This is a genomic window from Citrobacter sp. CtB7.12 (assembly GCF_001297795.1).
GTDB lineage: Bacteria > Pseudomonadota > Gammaproteobacteria > Enterobacterales > Enterobacteriaceae > Citrobacter_A > Citrobacter_A amalonaticus.
On record NZ_LIFT01000045.1, the window covers coordinates 1 to 4,023 of the forward strand.

4 protein-coding genes and 2 pseudogenes are annotated in these 4,023 nt (G+C 58.8%); 3 read left to right on the plus strand and 3 right to left on the minus strand.

The genetic code is table 11. The features are described 5' to 3' along the window. Nucleotides 1–163: 163 nt before the first annotated feature. The 3 genes and pseudogenes from AOY24_RS23225 to AOY24_RS25520 all read right to left on the minus strand — a co-directional run. Nucleotides 164–963 (minus strand): annotated as a pseudogene (locus tag AOY24_RS23225) (IS66 family transposase); the annotation flags it as partial. Next, a pseudogene (locus tag AOY24_RS25150) lies at nucleotides 964–1,050 on the minus strand (IS66 family insertion sequence element accessory protein TnpB); the annotation flags it as partial. Then, complete coding sequence (locus tag AOY24_RS25520) at nucleotides 1,037–1,369, minus strand: hypothetical protein (RefSeq protein ID WP_072185448.1); 333 nt, start codon at nucleotides 1,367–1,369, stop codon at nucleotides 1,037–1,039. The gene AOY24_RS25520 and the pseudogene AOY24_RS25150, both read right to left, overlap by 14 nt. A gap of 23 nt (nucleotides 1,370–1,392) precedes the next feature. Between AOY24_RS25520 and tnpA the strand changes: the two genes are divergently transcribed. From tnpA to AOY24_RS23250, 3 genes are read left to right on the plus strand one after another with little or no spacing between them, the layout of a single operon-like run. Then, nucleotides 1,393–2,058, plus strand: coding sequence for an IS66-like element accessory protein TnpA (tnpA, locus tag AOY24_RS23240; RefSeq protein WP_054177437.1), 666 nt, complete (start codon nucleotides 1,393–1,395; stop codon nucleotides 2,056–2,058). Further along, entirely contained in the window at nucleotides 2,055–2,402 is a 348-nt protein-coding gene (tnpB, locus tag AOY24_RS23245; protein ID WP_043143335.1) for an IS66 family insertion sequence element accessory protein TnpB, read from the plus strand. The genes tnpA and tnpB overlap by 4 nt, the downstream gene beginning before the upstream one ends. Before the next feature lie 19 nt (nucleotides 2,403–2,421). Next, entirely contained in the window at nucleotides 2,422–3,993 is a 1,572-nt protein-coding gene (locus tag AOY24_RS23250; protein ID WP_054177436.1) for an IS66 family transposase, read from the plus strand. Nucleotides 3,994–4,023 lie beyond the last annotated feature (30 nt).

Sequence of the window (4,023 nt, forward strand, 5' to 3'; positions counted from 1 at the left end):
GGCGTTGACGGGTAAATGAGTCAGTTTTTCAGATAGCTGAACTTACCCCGGAGTTCCACTGAGAACGTATTTAGGTCAGGAGCCAGGCAGGGATTGTATCCGTTGAACATGGAGATGAAGGCCATACTGAAGCTATACCTGAGGGGGCGGAGTGCACCCGCACTCAGTTTTCTGTGAAGTGATACTCCGGGAGCGGCAGTAACTCGTGCAGCCTGTCTTCATGCCACGATGGCAGGCGATGCAGAACGTCCGTCAGCCAGGCATGCGGGTCAAGGCCATTCATTTTCGCGGTTTCCAGCAAGCTCATGATTCTGGCTGCACGCTCACCTGCTGCAACCGAACCGGCGAACAACCAGTTGGTGTGTCCCATCACCACCGGTCTGATGGCCCGTTCACAGCGATTGTTGTCCAGCGGCAACGAGCCATCTTCCAGGAACCGACTGAGGCTCTCCCGCCGTTTTAGCACGTAGGCGATCGCTTTACCCAACGCTGAACTTTCCGGGCACCCGCCTTTCTGCAACTCCAGCCATTGCCACAGTTTTTCCAGCACTGGTCGCGCATAACGCTGCCGCCACTGGTGGATCTTTTCCACTGTCCGATACCGGATCTTCTTTTCCAGCCGGTACAGCCCGGCTATCTGTCTGACCGCCATTTCAGCTCTTGGGTCTTTACTCGCTTTATAAAGGTCGGCGAAGTTTCTGCGGGCATGCGCCCAGCACCCCGTCAGCACGATCCCTTTGTTCTGCCCGGCCAACGTTTCATACGCCGGATATCCGTCAACCACCAGGTTCCCGGCCCAGTCTTTCAGGTATTCAGCCGCGTATGGTCGCAGTGCTTGCTGATCACCACCTTGGCGATGAGTGACGGCTCAGCGACACCTTTCGGGATAATGTTCGCAGGCATATCACCGCTGATTACCCACTGGCAGCAGGTGCAACTGTACTGCGGGCGAACGTACCGGTTATCCTGGACATACTGTGTCAGGGTGTCTATTCCCCTGCGCATATCCACAGGCCTCACTGCCAGGAAGACGTTCTCAGGTCTGAGCATGTTTGAGCGCCCTGAACACATCGGTGAGCTGTAAGGCGTGACAACTCATACGTATACCGCCAGGCAGGAAGAGCATGACAGGCTCATTAACCGCATGAGCTGCGATATGTACGGGTATCAGCCTGGAGGCATGTTTACTGACTCTGATTTTAATATCCTGAGGCCATTCCCTGAAAGTAGAAAACTTGATGTCGTGCAGCTCACTGTATTGCTGACGGGGAAGACCACTGGCACGCCATGCTGCAACATGCTGACGTTTCTCTTCGAAAGTATAATGTTTTCGTTCCTGGTAAGCGTCACATTTAGACCGTCTGTGCAGCGGGCTCCGGTTCCGGGAAAATAGTGTCCATCATTTTTAATGGACACTATCGCGTGAAACACCGGACATGGCTCCTTGAGGCGCTTCGCCTCCATTTTGATGAAAAGCTGCCGCGTATTGAGGCCGGGCGCAGGCTGGGTATCCCCAAAACCACCGTCTGCGATCTCTTTGTCCGCTTCCGGAAGGCCGGTCTGTCATGGCCTCTGCCGCCACGGATCAACGCTAAAAATCTGGATAAACGACTTTACCGGCAGGACTCCCGAAAATCGTCTGTCCTTCCTGTAGCCTCTACCCCGGCTCCCGGTGAAATCCCTGTTGCCCGTAAGCGGCCCCGACGTCCCAACTTCCCCCGCGACTTCAAAATCGCCATGGTGGAGCAGTCGATGCAGCCCGGCGTCAGCGTGGCACAGCTTGCCCGCGAAAATAACATTAACGACAATCTCCTGTTCAACTGGCGGCGACTTTATCAGCAGGGGCTGCTGGCTGCGCGGACAGATGCGCCGGTCATGTTGCCCGTGACGCTCGCTGCTGAATCAGGCCCCGGACAGCCTCATCCACCATCCGTTCAGAGCGACGATGCCCCCTGCTGTGAGCTGGTTCTGCCCGCAGGAACGCTTCGTATCAGCGGAAAACTGACGCCGGAGCTGCTGCAGATGCTCATCCGGGAAATGCAGGGAGGGAGCCGGTGATATCACTCCCTGCAGGCTCACGCATCTGGCTGGTTGCCGGCGTCACGGACATGCGCAACGGCTTCAATGGCCTGGCTTCCAGGGTGCAGAACACGTTACGGGATGACCCGTTCAGCGGCCATCTGTTTATCTTCCGCGGGCGGCGGGGCGATATGATAAAGGTGCTGTGGGCGGACCGGGACGGCCTGTGCCTGTTTACCAAACGGCTGGAGCGGGGGCGCTTCGTCTGGCCGGTGACCCGTGACGGCAAGGTTCATCTGACGCCGGCGCAACTGTCCATGCTGCTGGAAGGCATTAACTGGAAGCATCCCCAGCGGACGGAACGCCCTGGAATACGCATATAACCTGCTGTAAAGTGGGGTTATGGAGACCTCATACCCTGATGAAAACGCCCGGCTCAGGGCGCTGCTGCAGGAGCAGCAGACCACCATCCGCAAAATGGCGGAGTATAATCGTCTGCTCTCACAGCGGGTGGCGGCGTACGCCAGCGAAATCAACCGCCTGAAGGCGCTGGTTGCTAAGCTGCAACGTATGCAGTTCGGCAAAAGCTCCGAAAAGCTGCGTGAGAAAACGGCCCGCCAGGTGCGCGAGGCAGAGGAGCGCATCAGCGCCCTGCAGGAGGAGATGGCTGAGGTGCTGGGCGAGCAGCATGACCCGGCACTCCCGCAGCCGCTGCGCCAGTCTTCCGCCCGCAAACCGCTGCCGGCCTCACTTCCCCGCGAAACCCTCACGCTGTCGCCGGCAGAAATCACCTGTCCGGCATGCGGCTGCGAACTCAACGCGCTGGGCTGCGACGTATCGGAGCAGCTGGAGCTTATCAGCAGCGCCTTTAAGGTTATCGAAACGCAGCGGCCGAAGCTGGCCTGCTGCAGCTGTGACCACATCGTTCAGGCTTCCATGCCGTCAAAACCCATCGAACGCAGCTATGCGGGCCCCGGCCTGCTGGCGCGCATCGTCACGGCGAAGTTCGCAGAGCACACGCCTCACTATCGTCAGTCAGAGATATACCATCGTCAGGGCGTGGAGCTGAGTCGCGCCACGCTGGGTCGCTGGTCCGGCGCGGTGAGCGAACTGCTGGAGCCGCTGTACGACCTGCTGCGCCAGTACGTGCTGATGCCGGGCAAGGTGCACACCGACGATATCCCTGTGCCGGTACAGGAGCCGGGCAGCGGTAAAACGCGCACGGCCCGGCTGTGGGTATACGTGCGGGACGACCGCAACGCGGGCTCACAGCTTCCACCGGCGGTCTGGTTCGCGTACTCGCCGGACCGGAAAGGCGTACATCCACAGCAGCACCTTGCGGGGTACAGCGGTATCCTGCAGGCGGACGCTTACGGTGGTTATAATGCGCTGTACGAAGATGGCCGCATAACCGAAGCGGCCTGCATGGCCCATGCCCGGCGAAAAATCCACGACGTGCATGCCCGGACACCGACCGACATCACAACCGAAGCGCTGAAGCGTATCGGAAAACTGTATGCCATCGAGGCGGAGATACGCGGCAGCCCGGCAGACGAGCGGCTGGCGGTACGTAAAGAGCAGACTATCCCGTTAATGCAGTCACTGTACGACTGGATACAGGTTCAGATGAAGGTACTGTCGCGCCACTCGGACACGGCGAAGGCGTTCGCCTATCTACTGAAGCAGTGGGACGCGTTAAACCTGTACTGCAGCAATGGCTGGGCGGAGATCGACAACAACATCGCGGAGAACGCGCTGCGTGGCGTAGCCCTGGGCCGGAAAAACTGGCTGTTCGCCGGTTCAGATACAGGCGGAGAACGTGCGGCGATCCTCTACTCTCTGCTCGTCACCTGCCGGCTTAACGGCGTTGACCCCGAGACGTGGTTGCGTTACGTCATCGGTCATATACAGGACTGGCCGGTGAACCGGGTCCGCGATCTGCTTCCCTGGAAACTCGACCTTAGCAACGTCTAATCGTCAATACGGTTCAGATGAGCCGCTTAC

Bases quoted from the DNA above. Each gene is read 5' to 3' on its own strand.
- AOY24_RS23250 (WP_054177436.1), top strand. From the start codon at position 2,422: ATGGAGACCTCATACCCTGATGAAAACGCCCGGCTCAGGGCGCTGCTG.